Origin of the sequence: Mesoflavibacter profundi, assembly GCF_014764305.1 — a bacterium.
Classification (GTDB): Bacteria; Bacteroidota; Bacteroidia; order Flavobacteriales; family Flavobacteriaceae; genus Mesoflavibacter; species Mesoflavibacter profundi.
In genome coordinates this window covers 2,174,758-2,190,584 of record NZ_CP061703.1, presented here as the reverse complement: position 1 = coordinate 2,190,584, position 15,827 = coordinate 2,174,758, and the positions used below count along the sequence as shown (strand labels likewise).

The window sequence follows — 15,827 nt, the reverse complement described above, 5'->3', positions numbered from 1 at the left end:
ACTATTCTACAACTTGTGCGTACAAGTCAAAATCTTCTGCTTCTACAACTTTAACATTATAAAAATCTCCTGTTTTAAGGTAAGTTGTAGTTGCGTCGATTAGCACTTCGTTATCCACATCTGGACTATCAAACTCGGTACGACCAACAAAGTAGTTACCTTCTTTACGGTCTATAACGACTTTAAAGGTCTGTCCTATTTTTTCTTGGTTTAATTCCCAAGAAATTTGCGACTGTATTTCCATAATTTGATTTGCACGATCTTGCTTTACATCTTCTGGTACATCATCTTCTAGATTATAGGCGTGTGTATTTTCTTCGTGAGAATATGTAAAACAACCTAAACGCTCAAAGCGCATATCTGTTACCCATTGTTTTAAAGTTTCAAAATCTTCTTCTGTTTCACCTGGATAACCAACTATTAAAGTTGTACGTATAGTCATTTCTGGCACAGCAGTTCTAAATTCTTTTAACAACTTAGTCGTTTTTTCTTGTGTTGTACCACGACGCATACTTTTTAAAATCTTATCAGAAATATGCTGTAAAGGAATATCTAAATAGTTACAAATTTTTGGCTCGCGATTCATAACATCTAATACATCCATCGGGAAACCAGTTGGAAATGCATAGTGTAATCTTATCCATTCTATACCTTCAACTTTTACAAGGTTTTCAAGTAATTCGGCAAGATTTCTTTTCTTATATAAATCTAATCCGTAATAAGTTAAATCTTGAGCAATTAAAATTAATTCTTTAACTCCATTTGCTGCTAACTTTTCAGCTTCAACTACTAAATCTTCAATTGGTGTAGACTTGTGTTTACCACGCATTAAAGGTATTGCGCAAAAACTGCAAGGTCTATCACAACCTTCAGCAATTTTTAAATAGGCGTAGTTTTTTGGTGTTGTTGTTAAACGCTCGCCAATTAATTCGTGCTTATAATCTGCACCTAAAGCTTTTAGTAAACCAGGTAATTCTGTAGTTCCAAAATATTGATCAACATTAGGAATTTCTTTCTCCAAATCAGGTTTGTAACGCTCACTTAAACAACCAGTTACAAATACTTTATCAACTTCACCATCTTCCTTTTTCTGCATATAATGCAAAATAGTATTTACACTTTCTTCTTTGGCGTTGTTAATAAATCCGCAGGTATTAATAACCACAACGTTACCTTCTTGCTCATGCACAACTTCTTTACCATTTGCTTTAAGCTGTCCCATTAATACTTCACTATCGTACACATTTTTACTGCAACCTAAAGTAACAACGTTTATTTTATTCTTTTTAAGCGATTTAGTTCTCATACCTTAATTTTGGATGGCAAAGATACGTAATGATTTACGATTTTTAAGTGTCGAAATAATATTAAAAATCAGACATTAAACCTTTTTTGTATACTTTAGTCTAAAGTTGAAAACCAAACTGTTATGAAAAAACTGCTTTTTCTATTTTCATTTTCTTTTTTAATACTGAATTGCAGCAGTAATGACAATAATCAAATTGATGAAACACCAACTACCAATGAAGAGAGTTTATATTTTCCACCTATAAATTCAGACACTTGGGAAACTAAAACTTTAGCTGAAGCAGGTTGGAATGAAAGCCAACTTCAACCGTTATTAGATTTTTTAGATGAAAAAAACACAAAAGGTTTTATCATGCTTCATAATGGTAAAATAGTTGTCGAGTCTTATATGAATGGTCATAATGCCAATAGTATTTGGTATTGGGCAAGCGCTGGTAAAACATTAACCGCAACTGTTTCAGGTATTGCTCAAGATGAAGGTTTTTTAAATATTGAAAATAAAGTTTCTGATTATCTTGGTACAGGCTGGACAAGTGCTGAATTAAACAAAGAAAACCTTATTACATGCAAACATTTATTAACGATGACTTCTGGTTTAGACGATGAAACTGGAGATGATGTTTCTCCTGAAAATCTTCAATATTTAACAGATGCAGGTTCGCGTTGGGCGTATCATAATGTGTATGTTAAAATGCAAGATGTTGTCGCACAAGCTACAGGACAAGATTGGGACACCTATTTTAATGAAAAATTACGTGATAAAATTGGGATGACTGGTAGTTGGGTAGATTTAAATGCGTTAAGTGTGTATTGGAGTAACACACGAAGTATGGCTAGATTTGGTCTAATGACGTTAGCAAATGGTAAATGGGAAGACCAGCAAATTATTAGTGAAAGCTACACTAATCAAGCGACAAACACATCTCAAGACATTAATTTAGCTTATGGTTATTTATGGTGGTTAAACGGAAAATCCAGTTTTCACTTACCAACAACACAAGTTGAATTTACAGGTGAATTAATCCCAAATGCACCAGCTGATATGTTTGCTGGTTTAGGTAAAAATGATCAAAAAGTTTACGTTGTACCAAGTAAAAACTTAGTAGTCATAAGAATGGGTGAAGTTGCAAATGTTGACAACCCAACGTTTGGTTTGTCTAGTTTTGATAATGAGCTTTGGGAAAAAATTAATGCGGTAATTAATTAAGTTCTTTTGGTGACTGACGATACTTTGTCTTGTTTTCAAAAGCAAAACCTATTTGTAATAACTGATTTTCAGTTAGAGGTTTTCCTATAAAAGTTATTCCTTTAGGCGCTCCATTTTCTGCATATCCCATTGGAACTGTTAATGCAGGATATTCTGCTACAGCTGCATGTGCAGCATGATAATTATTAATTGACAAAATCACATCCAAATTACTTGCTTCCATAGGTTTATCAAAAAATAGTTTACCATTGGTTTTTAATTTTTCTTTAATAGACTCCAGTTCATTAACTGAAGCTTTATCAGCAACTACACCTTCAAATAACTTCTGTCCGTAAGGCATAATGTTTAATGAATCTTTTTTATTGAAATCGATAATATCATCTATAGTTTTAAAGCCTAAAGATGCATCAGCGTATGTATTAAAGTATTCTGGTAAGTCTTTTTGCATATCTAAATTAAGTAGTCTGATAAAATCTGGTAATTCAACGTTATCCATTTCTATTTCTACAACTTCAAAACCAATAGTTTTTAAATCGTTTACAGCTCTTAAGTATAAAGAATCTTTCATAAGAGATTTAATTGCTCCTAAACGTTTTTTTTCTACAGAAATATTTTTTAATTCATCATAATTTATAGTACTTGAACCAGTTTCAATAGATTTACTATCAGCAGCATCAAAACCAACTAAAGCATCCAAAAGTATAGCATTGTCAATTACATTTTTAGACATTGGTCCTGCTGTATCTAGTGTAGATGAAATAGGTACAATACCACTTCTACTTACTATACCAATAGTAGGTTTTAAGCCTACAACCGAGTTTTGGCTAGCTGGCGATAAAATAGATCCTGCAGTTTCACTACCAACAGCTGCAACACAAAAGTTAGCTGCTACTGCTACACCACTACCAGAACTAGATCCGCCTGTATCAATAACTCTTCTACCGTATGGATTTAATGTTTGTCCACCAATTGCACTATAACCGCTAGGACAATCTCCGCAGAAAAAATATGCCCATTCACTTAAATTAGCTTTACCTAAAATTAACGCGCCTTTTTCTTTTAATCGTTTAACAATTGATGCGTCTTCGGTTTTATTATTTTTTAAAGCAACAGCACCAGCAGTAGTTACCATATCTGATGTATTGATATTGTCTTTTAAAAGAATTGGCATACCGTAAATAGCATGTCTTAAATTTATATCTTGATCATCAACTTCATCTAAAACTCTAGCTTCCATTATTACGTTAGGATTGACAGCTATTACCGAATTTAATGCTAAATCATTTTCTCTATCAAATTTTCTAATTCTAAATAAGTAGAATTTTGTAAGACGCTCATAAGTTAGTTTGCCATCAATAATATGTTGCTGAAGCGTTGGTATATCTTGGTCTAAAATTAATGGCTTTAATTGTTCATAATTTTCTTCTGAAAAATCTTCTAATTGTGAATTTAATTGCTCCCAAATTGAAGTATTAGATATGTATTTAGAATCTAAAACTTTAAACTCTCTAAAATCTTTTGTAGAAATAGAACTTATATCATTTTCAACTTCGTCTTCTTTTACAGTTTTATTATTTTCTTTACAACTATTAAATAAAAAAAGAAATACAATTAAGAGTTTAGCTAGTTTCATGATTTTTTTTTTTCAATAAAAATACAAAAAAAAGCCTCTTATTTAAAGAGGCTTTTTTTATAATAATTTATGTTGAAAATTCCTATTTAAAGAAAGAATCTACAAATTCATATTTATTAAAAACTTGTAAATCTTCTATACCTTCTCCAACACCTATATATTTTACTGGTATTTGAAATTGGTCACTTATACCTATAACAACACCACCTTTTGCTGTACCATCTAATTTGGTCACCGCAAGACTTGTTACTTCTGTCGCTGCTGTAAATTGTTTGGCTTGCTCAAAAGCATTTTGTCCTGTACTACCATCTAAAACCAATAGTACATCATGTGGCGCATCACCAACTACTTTTTGCATCACACGTTTTACTTTAGTTAATTCGTTCATTAAGTTAATTTTATTATGTAAACGACCTGCAGTATCTATAATAATAACATCTGCATCTTGAGAGACACCAGACTGTAAAGCATCAAAAGCAACACTTGCTGGATCAGATCCCATTTCTTGTCTTACCATTGGCACATCTACTCTATCTGCCCAAACTTGTAATTGATCTATTGCTGCTGCTCTAAAGGTATCTGCTGCACCAAGCACCACTTTAAGTCCTTTCTTTTTAAACTGATAGGCTAATTTACCTATGGTTGTTGTCTTACCAACACCATTTACACCTACAACCATTAATACATAAGGTGTTTTTTGTCCGTTTTGTTGTGCTGGTAAATTTGGTATTGTGTATTCTGTGTCTTCTCCAGAATTGGTCTCGGATAACAACCCTGCAATTTCTTCACGCAAGATTCTGTTTAATTCATCTGTACCTAAATATTTATCTTTAGCTACACGCGCTTCTATTCGCTCTATAACTTTTAATGTTGTGTTTACACCAACATCACTAGTTACTAAAACTTCTTCCAGGTTATCTAAAACATCATCATCTACTTTAGATTTTCCTGCAACTGCTTTACTTAGCTTACCTAAAAAGCTAGTACTAGACTTTTCTAAACCTTTATCTAAGGTTTCCTTTTTTTCTGAAGAAAAGATTTTTTTAAAAAAACTCATATGGTTTTTAATGTTTGTTTGTTAGGAATGCAATTACAATAATAAAGCCAAATAATTAGACTGCTAAATTGTCATAATTACAATGTAAAGAAACACAATATTTTAAAATAAAAAAAGCCACTTTCTAATAGAAAGTAGCTTAAGAGGATTGCGAAAACGCAATTCTTATTTTTTTAACCAGTCGTTTACTAAGTCTGGCGCTATAATAGTTTCTACAAACATGTAAGCTCCTGTTTTTGGAGACTTAACCATTTTTATAGCTTTTGATAATCTTTTTGATCCTGTCTGTAACGTTGCTACTGATTTCTTTGCCATCTTTCTTTTATCGTTTTAAATTCTTTGCAATAAAGAATATTACTTAATTTCTTTGTGAACTGTCATACGCTTTAAGATTGGATTAAATTTCTTTAATTCCATTCTGTCTGGCGTGTTCTTTTTATTTTTTGTTGTAATATAACGAGAAGTTCCTGGTTTTCCAGACTCTTTGTGCTCTGTACACTCTAATATTACTTGTACTCTGTTACCTTTCTTTGCCATAATACTTTACTTTACCTAATTGGCTTATTATTTTACAAATCCGTTAGCTCTGGCTTTTTTTAATGCAGCAGAGATACCGATTTTATTAATTGTTTTTAACGCTGATGTAGATATTTTTAAAGTTACCCACTTATCTTCTTCAGGAATATAAAAACGTTTTTTAATTAAATTAGCTCCAAATGTACGCTTTGTCTTATTCATTGCGTGAGACACGTTGTTTCCAACCATTGCCTTCTTTCCTGTAAGTTCACAAACTCTTGACATTACTATATAACTTTAAAAGTGTTATTAAAAATCGAGGTGCAAATATACTAATAATTTACTATTTGACAATAGCTTAATAGTTAATTTTCAAAAATTTCTTTTTGAAGCAGCTCTAAACTCTTATTTACTGTTTTATTTATTACTCTTTCTCTATGGTTTCCCATATTAAATTTATAGGCTTTTACACCTAATTTTGTTGCAAAACCTATGTAAACGGTTCCTACTTCAGCATCTGAATCGCCTTTAGTTGGTCCTGCATTACCTGTTGTTGAAATCCCAATATCTGCATTTAATTTTTCTCTTACATTTATCGCCATAGCTTTTGCAACAGCTTCACTAACAACAGAATGTTCTTCTATAATCGCTTGATCTACACCTAAAATATCTATTTTACTTTGTGTTGCATAAGTGACTAATCCACCTTTAAAATAGGCTGATGCACCAGAATGTTGTGCAAAGGTTTGGGTTAATTTTCCGCCAGTACAACTTTCGGCAATAGCTAGTGTTTGATTGGTTTTTACTAATTGATTGGCAATAATTTGTTCTATACTATTATTATTGTCTTCAAAACCAACAAATATATCTTTTATTAGTGGTAAGATAGTGTCTACTTGTGTTTGGATATCGGCACTTAATACATCTTCATCATTCCCTTTACCTGATAATCTTAAACGTACACGACCTAAGCTTGGCAAATACGCTAATTTTATGTGTTTTGGTAATTGGTCTTCTATGTGTTCTAAACGCTCGGCAATTGCGCTTTCTCCTAAACCATAAGTTAAAATGGTTTTATGTAAGATAAATGGTCTTTTATATTTGTGCGCTAGTTTTGGCAATACTTCATCTTCGATTAGCGCTTTCATTTCATAAGGTACGCCAGGTAAGGAAACAAATGTTTTATTACCTTTTTCTAACCACATTCCTGGAGCTGTACCATATTTATTCATTAGTACGTTACAGGTTGATGGTACTAACGCTTGCTTTCTGTTTAAGTCTGAAATTGGTGTTGTTATGTACTTTTCAAAAAGTTGCTCTACGTGTGCTAATACTAAATCGTTTTGAACCAATGTATCATTAAAATACTCGGTTAAAGTGTGCTTAGTAATATCGTCTTTAGTTGGTCCTAATCCGCCTGTTACAATTATGATATCTGCATTTTCTTCGGCTTCTTTAAAGGCTTTAATTAGATGCTCTTTTTCGTCTTGAATAGAGGTTATTTGGTATACAGATACACCAATAGAATTTAACGCTTTACCGATAAATGCTGAGTTAGTATCTATAATTTGACCAATGAGAATTTCGTCTCCAATGGTTATTATTTCGGCTTGCATTATAAATTAAAATCTTCTTTAATTTCTTTTGTTGCGTTTTCTACTGCTTGAAGTACTTTTGCTAATTGATTGGTGACATCTTTATCTGTTTGTTCAAACTTTCCCCAATCTTGAACTTCTATTAAATCGTCTAACACACCAAGTTCAAACATGTCTACTGTTGGCTTCATTTTGTGTGCTGTTTGGTATGATAATAAATAGTTTTGGTTTTGTACAGCAGTTTGTAATATAGCAGCGTCTGCAGGAACTTCTTCTAAAAAAGTTTGTGCTAGAGCAAAGATAAAGTCTTGATCGTTATCTGCTAGTTCTTTAATTTTATCTAATTTGTAGTACTGTTCCATTATTTAACTTTAATCGAAAACATTTCTTTGTCTTCTATATAACCTTTTAACTCGTCATTAGCAACTACCTTGCCAACTCCTTCTGGCGTTCCTGTAAAGATAATATCTCCAATTTTTAATGTGAAATATTTAGACACATATTCGATAATCTCGTCGATTTTATAGAGCATGTGACTTGTATTTCCGCTTTGTACAGTTGTTTCGTTCTTTTTTAAGCTGAATTTTATAGCGTTAACATCTTCAATTTCAGACTTATCTATCCAATTACCAATTACTGCTGCACCATCAAAAGACTTTGCTTTTTCCCAAGGTAATCCTTTTTCTTTTAATTTTTGTTGAAGATCTCTTGCTGTAAAATCTATACCTAAACCTATTTGGTCATAATATTTGTGCGCAAACTTTTTATCTATATGTTTTCCAACACGATTTATTTTTACCAATACTTCTACTTCGTGATGAACATCGTTTGAAAAATCCGGAATAAAAAACGGTTGTTTTTTTAACAGTATCGCTGTATCTGGCTTGATAAACACTACTGGCTCTGTTGGACGCTCGTTTTGTAATTCTTCTATATGTTTGGTGTAATTACGACCTATGCAGATTAATTTCATATTATTTAAGAATCAAGAGTAAAGATCGCTTCACTGCTAGAAAATAGATGCTTACTCGATTATATATTGTTTTAAATTGCAATGTAATTTATTGTCTTTTACTTGATACTTCTCGATACAATGCCTCATACTTCGGCATCACTCGAAGTGATGTACTCAAATAAAGGCGACAGTTATTAGTTTTTAATTATTTTCTTCAAACTTCATGCTTTGTTCTTTTCACTTAACTAGGTCTCGACTGCGCTCGACCTGACAGACTTCTTGCAGTCTACTGTTTACTGTTTACTGTCAACTTAATCCAACTTATTATTAAACGCTCTTAACTTAATTGCTGTTAGCACTTTTTTAGTGTACAACGGAAAATCAGCATTTAACAACCATCCAAAATAACCTGGTTCGGTTTCTAAAACATCGGTTACTAATTTGCCTTTATGCTTCCCAAAACTAAACACTTCTTGTCCTTCTTTATTAAATGCAATAAAACCGGCGAAGTCAGCAAAACGCTTGCGCGAGCTAAACTCGGCTAAAAACTTCGCGTTGTTTTCTAAATCTTCATAACGTTCTACTTGTGCTTCTAACACTTCATAAGTTGCCAATGTATCTGCTGCTGCAGTATGAGCGTTTTCTAAAGTTTTATCACAGTAAAATTTGTACGCTGCGCTAAGAGTACGTTGTTCCATTTTATGAAAAATAGTCTGTACATCTATCGCAAGGCGCGATTTCATATCAAAATCCATATCGGCACGTAACATTTCTTCTGCTAACAACGGAATATCAAAACGGTTAGAATTAAAACCTGCCAAATCTGCATCTTTAATCATGTTGTTAATCTCTGTTGCAAGTTGCTTAAACGTTGGCTCGTTTGCTACTTTATCATCAGTTATACCATGTATTGCAGAGACTTCTGCTGGTATTGGCATTTCGGGATTAACTAGCCAAGTTTTGCTTTCTTTATTTCCGTTTGGATAGACTTTTAAAATTGAAATTTCGACAATTCTATCGTTAGTAATATTAATACCTGTAGTTTCTAAATCGAAAAAACAAAGTGGTTTTGTTAAATTTAAAGGCATGAATTTTGCTTTGATTTATGCAAATATAAATGTAATCTGTTACTTTTACTTTGTAAAGCTTTTTAAATAATGAAAAACTACCTACTTCTTTTACTTTTAACCCTTTTTACCATTGGCGCTAACGCACAAAACGACCACAAATACGTTAAGCTTATTGAAGAAATTAAAGGCAAACGTTATGAGTTATATATAGAAAACACAGACTCTATCTCTTACGATATTTTTTTAAAAGTAGATACAGAAGATTTTAGACGCAGTAGCGAAAGACCAATTTTAAAAACCATACCGCCAAAGTCCAAACAACGTGTGCTAACTATGGTTATTTTAAACGGAAAAGAAGGTAAATACACCTATACGTTAATCATAAACGAAGTTGCTTACGCCTTACAATTTGATAAAGATTTTGAACTGTTAGATACCAAATTAGACGAAGAGTTAAAGTCTAAAACTGTTGAAATTTACACCCAAAACGATTGTAGTATTTGTCCTGACGCCAAGCGTATTTTAACCAAAAACAAAATTGGCTATAAAGAGTATAACATAGACCAAGACACAACGCATTACAACAAATTAATTAAAGAATTTAAAGCCTTAAAACCTAATAGCGCTGTTAACCATATCCCGATTTTAAAAGTGGACAACAAAGTATATAACCAAATTGAAAGTTTGGAAGATTTTATTGAAGCTTTGCGTGATGGGTTTAATTAAACCTTTGGTCAATTGAATTTTTATTCTAACTTAACTTAACAACTAATAACATAAATTGAAAAACTCGCTTTACCTTTTCATTGGTAGTAATTTGTGAAATGACCAACTTAACCAGAAGAAAATTTATTAAAAGAGGAATTTTAGCCTCACTTGGCTTAGTTCTTTTGGACTCACTTTGGTTTGAGAAATATGTAATTGAATGGAATTACTTTGACATCTCAAAATCAGAAAAAGATAAAATAAAAATTATCCAAATTTCGGATTTACATTTTAACCAATTAAGATACTTCCATAAATCTATTGCAAAAAAAATAAACTCAATAAAACCTGATTTAATATTTATTACTGGAGATTCTGTTGATAAAACAGAAAAAATAAAACCTCTGAATAAATTTCTTGAATTAATTGATAATTCGATTAAAAAATATGCGATAACAGGAAATTGGGAGTATTGGGGAAATGTAAACCTGACAAAACTTAAAAGTATTTATTCTAAAAATAATTGCGAATTACTGATAAACGAAAATAGAACAATTTTTATTAAAAACCGAGAAATCTCAATAATAGGAATTGATGATTTTGTTGGCGGCAGCGCAAATTTTAGAAAAGCAGTTGAGAATATAAAAGAAACTGAAACCAATATAATTTTATCACATTGTCCTGAATACAGAGATATTATTACAAAACAAAAAGGAAGCTTAAATATTGATTTAGTACTTTCTGGACATACTCACGGAGGACAAATAACATTTTTAGGAATTGTTCCTTTCAAACCTCAAGGAAGCGGAAAGTACTTAAAAGGTTGGTATAAAGAATCTGAACCGAAAATGTACATTTCAAAAGGAATTGGAACAAGTATTTTACCAATCCGATTGGGAGCAAGAGCAGAAATGGTGGAAATGGAAATATAAAAAAAGCACAACTTTTAGGTTGTGCTTTTTTTATATCATTGAGATACCTGCCTAAGCAGGTAATTTAAATCTCTCTATTAATATCCCAAGCTTCTAAATAGTTTTTAACTGCTTGTACAAATTGTCCACCAAGCGCACCATTTACCACACGATGGTCGTAACTATGCGATAAGAACATTTTGTAACGTATACCTATAAAGTCACCTTCTGGTGTTTCTATAACTGCAGGTACTTTACGTATAGCGCCTAAAGCCAAGATACCAACTTGTGGCTGATTAATAATTGGCGTACCCATAACGCTACCAAACGTACCAACGTTAGTTACAGTATATGTTCCACCTTGTATATCGTCTGGTTTTAATTGGTTTTGTCTTGCACGGTTAGCTAAGTCGTTTACTTGCTTAGTCATACCAACCAAATTTAATTGGTCTGCATTTTTAATAACCGGTACAATTAAATTACCATCTGGTAAAGCTGCTGCCATACCAAGGTTTATGTTTTTCTTTTTAATAATGGTATCACCTTGCACAGAGATATTCATTAAAGGGAAATCGCGTAACGCTTTTGCTACCGCTTCCATAAAAATTGGTGTAAACGTTAAGTTTTCTCCTTCGCGCTTCGCAAAGTCGTTTTTAACTTTTTTACGCCAGTTCCAGATGTTAGTCACATCGGCTTCTATAAAACTTTGTACGTGCGCACTAGTTTGTACCGACTCTACCATGTGATGTGCAATTAACTTGCCCATTCTGGTCATTTCTATAATCTCATCACCGCCATTTACACTAACTGGCGCAGCAGTTTTTGGTGCTGCTTTTGGCGCTTCTGTTTTTTGTGGTGTTGCTGGTGCAGCTTGTGTTGTTGCAGGTTGACTACCTCTATTTTCTAGGTAAGCCATCATGTCGTTTTTAGTCACACGACCATCTTTACCTGTTCCAGGAATTGCGTCTAATTCCGATTGGCTTATTCCTTCGGCTTTAGCCATATTTTTAACTAAAGGCGAGTAAAAGCGATCACCGTTAGAAGTGATTGGTTCTGCAGTTTCTTTAGCAACCTCAACTGTTTTTGCAACTTCTTTAGCTGCTTCTGGTTCTGGTGTACTTTCTGTTTTTGGCGCTGCAGCAGTTTGTGGTGCATCACCATCGGTTTCTATAATTGCAATGGTTTGTCCAACGTTTACAACATCGTCTACGTTAAATAATTTTTCAACTAAAACACCATCTACTTCACTTGGTACTTCACTATCTACTTTATCTGTCGCAATTTCTAAAACTGCTTCATCTGCTTCAATTGTATCGCCAACTTCTTTAAGCCAAGAGGTAATTGTTGCTTCTGCAACACTTTCTCCCATTTTTGGTAATTTTAGTTCAAATCTTGCCATATTAATAATCGAAATGTCTTTTTAATGATTGAGATTGCAAAATTAATAAAAAATAAGCTATTTTAATGTTTATTTTTTATCATTTTACTTTATTAAAATGTAATCACTTCTCCTTTATGTTTTGAAGTGTTACTTCCGAGTATAAAATTAGAGTTTTTTGGAAGAATTTTAAATGTAATATTTTTATTTTTTTTGCTTGCAGACATACAATTTATTATCTGCTTGAAACTTAAATAATTTGCATCCAAAATAACCTGTGTATTTGGCTCAAATTGGTCTATTTTATCTGTTTTAAGTATCGACTTATCTAAAGAATTATGTAATTCTGGATAATCTTTATCACTAATTAACACATAATTATTTACGCTAATGTTTTCCGCGACAGCGTTATTATTAAATAGTTTTGCCAATTGTATTCCTACGCTTACAATTGCATTAAAGAAAGGATTACTATTAAAATGTTTTTTGTAAAACACTTGCATTGCACCATAAAAACGTTTTGCATAAACATTATCTTTTAAAGTGCTTTCTCCTTTAAAATGAATGACTTGTATTGGTCCATAATACATATTATCATAACCTTGTTTAAGGACTTTGTAAGACAGATCTATATCTTCGCCGTACATAAAATAATCTTCGTCAAAACCATTTACTTGTTTATAAACATCGGTTTTAAGCATCATAAATGCGCCTACTAAAATATCTACTATTCCAGAAGAATCTTGTTTTACTGTATTGGCATAATAGTGTTTGGTATTACCTAGCATTTTTTTAATTGCCACTTTTGGTGTTGGCAAATTACGCTTACTTTCTGGCAAATACGTTCCAGTTCCATCAATTAATCTACAAGCAAAAATGCCTAAATCGTTTTTAATTTCTGAAAATTCAAACAATTCTGTAAAGCAATCTTCAGGGACAACGGTATCTGGATTTAGTATACATAAATACTCGCCTTTTGCATGTTGTACGCCAATATTATTTCCTTTGGAAAAACCTAGATTTTCTGAATTTTCTATAAGTTTTACATTAGGAAATTTTTGCTTTACCATTGTACAACTTTCATCTGAAGACTTGTTATCTACAACAATAATTTCGGCATCTAAATTTTGGATTGCTGCTTCTACACTTTGCAAACAAAGCTCTAAAAAATAACGCACGTTGTAGTTGAGTATGATAACAGACAGCTTCAAAAGTAGAATCTATAATTTTAAAGAGTTTTCAAAAGGAATTCGGTTTAAAATACTTCTTCCAAGCGTGATTTCGTCTGCGTATTCTAGCTCGTCACCAACCGATATTCCGCGTGCAATTGTAGAAGTTTCTACTTCAAATTCTTTAATCTGCTTGTAAATGTAGAAATTTGTGGTATCGCCTTCCATAGTTGGACTCAATGCAAAAATAAGTTCTTTAACGCTACCGTTTTTCACCTTTTCAACTAAACTAGAAATGTTTAAATCATGCGGTCCAACACCATCCATTGGTGAAATTTTTCCGCCAAGAACATGGTACAATCCTTTGTGAGACGCTGTATTTTCTATTGCCATAACATCTCTAATATCTTCTACAACACAGATAACATCTGTTTTTCTTAGTGGGTTTGCACAAATATCGCACAAATCGTTATCGCTTATATTATGACAGGATTTACATAGTTTTAAATCGTTAACCATAGTCTCTAAAGCAAGACTAAGTTTATGCGTATTCTCTTTTGGTTGACGCAATAAATGTAAAGCCAATCGCAATGCAGTACGCTTACCAATACCTGGTAATTGCGAGATTTGATTGACTGCATTTTCTAATAGTTTTGAAGAGAATTCCATAAGTGCGAATTTACAACATTGCAAGATATTATTTTAGATTTTTGGATAAATTAATAGTTAGATACTAATTTCACGAATTGACACTAATTTTTTAATTAAAGCTTAAAACCACTAGCTACTCACTACTAACAACAAAACACCAAACACCATAAACTAAACACCAAACTTATTTCGTATTTTGGCAGTCAGAAAAATCAATTTATGTCGTCTTCTCAAATCATTTTACTAATTGCAGCCTATTTTGGCGTACTAATTTTAATTTCTTATTTCACCGGAAAAAAATCTGGAAACGATGCGTTTTTTAAAGGTAATAAACAATCACCTTGGTATGTTGTCGCTTTTGGAATGATTGGCGCTTCATTATCTGGTGTAACATTTATATCTGTTCCTGGTTGGATTGAAGCATCGCAATTTAGCTACATGCAAGTAGTTTTTGGTTATATGTTAGGCTACTTGGTAATAGGTACAGTCTTATTACCTCTGTACTACAAGATGAATTTAACGTCTATTTACACCTATTTAGAAGAACGTTTTGGAAATTACGCTTACAAAACAGGCGCATCTTTTTTCTTATTATCTCGAATTGTAGGCGCTAGTTTTAGATTGTATTTAGTTGCTAATGTATTACAACTTATTTTATTTGATGATTTAGGTATTCAGTTTTGGCAAACAGTAACAATTACAGTGCTTTTAATTTGGCTATACACATTTAAATCTGGTATAAAAACGATTGTTTGGACCGATACTTTACAAACGCTTTTTATGCTAATTGCTGTTGGAGTTGCTATCTATTTTGTAAGTTCTGAAATGGATTTAGGCGGACAAAGTATTTTTGCTTTTGTTAATGATAGCGAACTAAGTAAAATGTTCTTTTTTGATGATATAAAATCTGCTAATTACTTCTGGAAACAATTTTTATCTGGTGCATTTATAGCTATTGTCATGACTGGTTTAGATCAAGATATGATGCAAAAAAACCTTACTTGCAAAACGTTAAAAGACGCACAAAAAAACATGTTTTGGTTTACGCTTGTGTTAACAGCAGTCAACTTTTTATTTTTAAGTTTGGGATTACTTTTAACAGTTTACGCACAACAAAACGGTATTGATGCGCACAAGGATGATTTATTCCCAATTCTGGCTAAAAACCATTTAGGAATTGGTGTTTTTGTATTTTTCTTATTAGGATTAATTGCTGCAGCTTACAGTAGTGCAGATAGTGCTTTAACGTCTTTAACCACATCTTTTAGTATTGATATTTTAGACATCGAAAAAAAGCACAATGCAGAAAAACAGGTTAAAATAAGAAAGCGAATTCACGTCATGATTTCGTTACTACTTATCTTAGTTATTATAGCATTTAAATACATTATTAAAGATGAAAGTGTAATTTCTAAACTCTTTGTTTTTGCTGGATACACTTACGGTCCACTACTCGGGCTTTATGCTTTTGGATTATTTACCAAATGGCATGTTAAGGATAAATTTATTCCAATAATTGCCATTTTATCTCCTATTCTATCTTACATTATTAGTGTAAACAGCTTAAAATGGTTTGGTTTTGAGTTTGGTTTCTTTATTTTAATATTAAATGGGTTTTTAACGTTTTTAGGACTATTATTCATAATAAAACATCAAAAACAATAAACATAAA

The 15,827-nt window shown here is 32.1% G+C and carries 17 protein-coding genes; 4 read left to right on the top strand and 13 right to left on the bottom strand.

Features of this window, described 5'->3' with window-relative positions; all coding sequences use genetic code 11:
* Position 1 precedes the first annotated feature (1 nt).
* Complete coding sequence (rimO, locus tag IFB02_RS09860; RefSeq protein ID WP_106687206.1) at positions 2–1,306, bottom strand: 30S ribosomal protein S12 methylthiotransferase RimO; 1,305 nt, start codon at positions 1,304–1,306, stop codon at positions 2–4.
* A gap of 123 nt (positions 1,307–1,429) precedes the next feature.
* Between rimO and IFB02_RS09855 the strand changes: the two genes are divergently transcribed.
* Positions 1,430–2,515 (top strand): serine hydrolase domain-containing protein, encoded by a 1,086-nt coding sequence (locus IFB02_RS09855; protein ID WP_106687205.1) that lies wholly within the window; start codon positions 1,430–1,432, stop codon positions 2,513–2,515.
* Here IFB02_RS09855 and IFB02_RS09850 read toward each other — a convergent pair.
* From IFB02_RS09850 to IFB02_RS09810, 9 genes are all read right to left on the bottom strand, one after another.
* The gene (locus IFB02_RS09850; RefSeq protein WP_106687204.1) at positions 2,508–4,148 is read right to left on the bottom strand and encodes an amidase family protein; all 1,641 of its coding nucleotides are present in this window, start codon (positions 4,146–4,148) and stop codon (positions 2,508–2,510) included. The two genes, IFB02_RS09855 and IFB02_RS09850, sit on opposite strands and share 8 nt — an antisense overlap.
* A gap of 82 nt (positions 4,149–4,230) precedes the next feature.
* Positions 4,231–5,205, bottom strand: a complete 975-nt coding sequence (gene ftsY, locus IFB02_RS09845) for a signal recognition particle-docking protein FtsY (RefSeq protein WP_106687203.1) — start codon at positions 5,203–5,205, stop codon at positions 4,231–4,233.
* Positions 5,206–5,370: 165 nt separating this feature from the next.
* A complete protein-coding gene (locus IFB02_RS09840) occupies positions 5,371–5,520 on the bottom strand; it encodes a DUF4295 domain-containing protein (protein WP_106687202.1) in 150 nt (49 codons plus the stop codon).
* A 39-nt stretch (positions 5,521–5,559) separates the two neighbouring features.
* Positions 5,560–5,742, bottom strand: a complete 183-nt coding sequence (gene rpmG, locus IFB02_RS09835) for a 50S ribosomal protein L33 (RefSeq protein WP_027880093.1) — start codon at positions 5,740–5,742, stop codon at positions 5,560–5,562.
* 27 nt (positions 5,743–5,769) lie between these two features.
* Positions 5,770–6,006 carry a 50S ribosomal protein L28 gene (gene rpmB / locus IFB02_RS09830; protein WP_106687201.1) on the bottom strand — a complete coding sequence of 79 codons (237 nt, stop codon included), beginning with the start codon at positions 6,004–6,006 and terminating at the stop codon, positions 5,770–5,772.
* An 80-nt stretch (positions 6,007–6,086) separates the two neighbouring features.
* Entirely contained in the window at positions 6,087–7,337 is a 1,251-nt protein-coding gene (locus IFB02_RS09825) for a competence/damage-inducible protein A (RefSeq protein WP_106687200.1), read from the bottom strand.
* Positions 7,337–7,678, bottom strand: a complete 342-nt coding sequence (locus tag IFB02_RS09820) for an Hpt domain-containing protein (protein ID WP_106687199.1) — start codon at positions 7,676–7,678, stop codon at positions 7,337–7,339. The genes IFB02_RS09825 and IFB02_RS09820 overlap by 1 nt, the downstream gene beginning before the upstream one ends.
* Complete coding sequence (locus tag IFB02_RS09815) at positions 7,678–8,289, bottom strand: fumarylacetoacetate hydrolase family protein (protein WP_106687198.1); 612 nt, start codon at positions 8,287–8,289, stop codon at positions 7,678–7,680. The genes IFB02_RS09820 and IFB02_RS09815 overlap by 1 nt, the downstream gene beginning before the upstream one ends.
* A 293-nt stretch (positions 8,290–8,582) precedes the next feature.
* Positions 8,583–9,359 carry a 3'-5' exonuclease gene (locus IFB02_RS09810; protein WP_106687197.1) on the bottom strand — a complete coding sequence of 259 codons (777 nt, stop codon included), beginning with the start codon at positions 9,357–9,359 and terminating at the stop codon, positions 8,583–8,585.
* A gap of 69 nt (positions 9,360–9,428) precedes the next feature.
* Between IFB02_RS09810 and IFB02_RS09805 the strand changes: the two genes are divergently transcribed.
* Both IFB02_RS09805 and IFB02_RS09800 read left to right on the top strand, forming a co-directional pair.
* On the top strand, positions 9,429–10,067 hold the full coding sequence (locus IFB02_RS09805; RefSeq protein WP_106687196.1) for a glutaredoxin family protein: 639 nt from the start codon (positions 9,429–9,431) through the stop codon (positions 10,065–10,067).
* Between the two features lie 98 nt (positions 10,068–10,165).
* On the top strand, positions 10,166–10,978 hold the full coding sequence (locus IFB02_RS09800; protein ID WP_106687195.1) for a metallophosphoesterase: 813 nt from the start codon (positions 10,166–10,168) through the stop codon (positions 10,976–10,978).
* A 64-nt stretch (positions 10,979–11,042) separates the two neighbouring features.
* Here the strand turns inward: IFB02_RS09800 and IFB02_RS09795 are convergent, their stop codons facing one another.
* From IFB02_RS09795 to recR, 3 genes are all read right to left on the bottom strand, one after another.
* Entirely contained in the window at positions 11,043–12,356 is a 1,314-nt protein-coding gene (locus IFB02_RS09795) for a dihydrolipoamide acetyltransferase family protein (protein ID WP_106687194.1), read from the bottom strand.
* A gap of 92 nt (positions 12,357–12,448) precedes the next feature.
* A complete protein-coding gene (locus tag IFB02_RS09790) occupies positions 12,449–13,546 on the bottom strand; it encodes a glycosyltransferase family 2 protein (RefSeq protein ID WP_106687193.1) in 1,098 nt (365 codons plus the stop codon).
* Between the two features lie 9 nt (positions 13,547–13,555).
* On the bottom strand, positions 13,556–14,173 hold the full coding sequence (gene recR / locus IFB02_RS09785) for a recombination mediator RecR (protein WP_106687192.1): 618 nt from the start codon (positions 14,171–14,173) through the stop codon (positions 13,556–13,558).
* Between the two features lie 201 nt (positions 14,174–14,374).
* Here recR and IFB02_RS09780 point away from each other — a divergent pair, with 201 nt between their 5' ends.
* Positions 14,375–15,820, top strand: a complete 1,446-nt coding sequence (locus tag IFB02_RS09780) for a sodium:solute symporter (RefSeq protein WP_106687191.1) — start codon at positions 14,375–14,377, stop codon at positions 15,818–15,820.
* Positions 15,821–15,827 lie beyond the last annotated feature (7 nt).

Coding starts and splice junctions, on each gene's coding strand:
- IFB02_RS09815 (WP_106687198.1), bottom strand. CDS start 8,289: ATGAAATTAATCTGCATAGGTCGTAATTACACCAAACATATAGAAGAA.
- rpmB (WP_106687201.1), bottom strand. CDS start 6,006: ATGTCAAGAGTTTGTGAACTTACAGGAAAGAAGGCAATGGTTGGAAAC.
- IFB02_RS09850 (WP_106687204.1), bottom strand. CDS start 4,148: ATGAAACTAGCTAAACTCTTAATTGTATTTCTTTTTTTATTTAATAGT.
- IFB02_RS09805 (WP_106687196.1), top strand. CDS start 9,429: ATGAAAAACTACCTACTTCTTTTACTTTTAACCCTTTTTACCATTGGC.
- IFB02_RS09800 (WP_106687195.1), top strand. CDS start 10,166: ATGACCAACTTAACCAGAAGAAAATTTATTAAAAGAGGAATTTTAGCC.
- IFB02_RS09780 (WP_106687191.1), top strand. CDS start 14,375: ATGTCGTCTTCTCAAATCATTTTACTAATTGCAGCCTATTTTGGCGTA.
- recR (WP_106687192.1), bottom strand. CDS start 14,173: ATGGAATTCTCTTCAAAACTATTAGAAAATGCAGTCAATCAAATCTCG.
- rimO (WP_106687206.1), bottom strand. CDS start 1,306: ATGAGAACTAAATCGCTTAAAAAGAATAAAATAAACGTTGTTACTTTA.
- IFB02_RS09855 (WP_106687205.1), top strand. CDS start 1,430: ATGAAAAAACTGCTTTTTCTATTTTCATTTTCTTTTTTAATACTGAAT.
- ftsY (WP_106687203.1), bottom strand. CDS start 5,205: ATGAGTTTTTTTAAAAAAATCTTTTCTTCAGAAAAAAAGGAAACCTTA.
- IFB02_RS09810 (WP_106687197.1), bottom strand. CDS start 9,359: ATGCCTTTAAATTTAACAAAACCACTTTGTTTTTTCGATTTAGAAACT.
- IFB02_RS09795 (WP_106687194.1), bottom strand. CDS start 12,356: ATGGCAAGATTTGAACTAAAATTACCAAAAATGGGAGAAAGTGTTGCA.
- rpmG (WP_027880093.1), bottom strand. CDS start 5,742: ATGGCAAAGAAAGGTAACAGAGTACAAGTAATATTAGAGTGTACAGAG.
- IFB02_RS09820 (WP_106687199.1), bottom strand. CDS start 7,678: ATGGAACAGTACTACAAATTAGATAAAATTAAAGAACTAGCAGATAAC.
- IFB02_RS09840 (WP_106687202.1), bottom strand. CDS start 5,520: ATGGCAAAGAAATCAGTAGCAACGTTACAGACAGGATCAAAAAGATTA.
- IFB02_RS09825 (WP_106687200.1), bottom strand. CDS start 7,337: ATGCAAGCCGAAATAATAACCATTGGAGACGAAATTCTCATTGGTCAA.